Origin of the sequence: Bartonella rattimassiliensis 15908 (assembly GCF_000278215.1) — a bacterium.
Classification (GTDB): domain Bacteria; phylum Pseudomonadota; class Alphaproteobacteria; order Rhizobiales; family Rhizobiaceae; genus Bartonella; species Bartonella rattimassiliensis.
The window spans coordinates 623,016-623,697 of the sequence record NZ_JH725064.1 but is presented as its reverse complement, the minus strand read 5'-3'; the positions used below and the strand labels follow the sequence as shown (position 1 = coordinate 623,697).

Genomic DNA, 682 nt, shown 5'->3' with positions numbered 1-682 from the left:
TTGAAAATTTTCAGTATATAAAAGCCGTATCAATTTATTTTGATGCGGTTTTTATTTATTAATGCTTGCTGTTTTATACATTTTGTGTGATATGTATTTCGCATTTGGAAATCGCATAGTTAATCCTATAAAATAAAAGCCGTGTCCTTTAAAGACATGGCTTTTTTTTGATTATATCTTTTAGAATACCCGCAGCCTCTTTAATCAATTCGTCTACAGTCTTTATCTATTTCCAAACGATATTAACCCTGTAGAAATCTCTTTTCTTCCTATAACCCATGCCCCCGAAATAAGTTGCGTATCTCCAAAAACACGCGCCCTGCCACCAATAATTGCCTTTCCATAAGCATGTACATTGCCATAAACCTTTGCAAACCCATTAACACACGCCTCATCACAAATTATTGCATTTTCAAAAACCTTCGCATGCCCCCAAACCATAGCAGCATTATAAACCTTGGCATCATCCCCAACCCAGCAACTGCCATCATGTGATAAGTTGTATTCACTTTCAATAAAACCCCCTAAATCTCCTTTTTTAACACCTCCAAAACTTCTTAAAGCTTTAATGCGATAAAGTGTTATAACTTTACCATAGAGATGGCCTTTAACTTCTGTAGTTTCATTCGTAATTTCATATTTTTTGGATACATTTTTACTGGTCATAGGTAGCTCCCTAATC

1 protein-coding gene is annotated in these 682 nt (G+C 35.0%); it reads right to left on the bottom strand.

Going from position 1 to position 682, the window contains the following annotated elements; all coding sequences use genetic code 11:
- Positions 1-222: 222 nt before the first annotated feature.
- Positions 223-666 (bottom strand): polymer-forming cytoskeletal protein, encoded by a 444-nt coding sequence (locus MCY_RS02690; RefSeq protein ID WP_007346830.1) that lies wholly within the window; start codon positions 664-666, stop codon positions 223-225.
- Between the last annotated feature and the right edge of the window lie 16 nt (positions 667-682).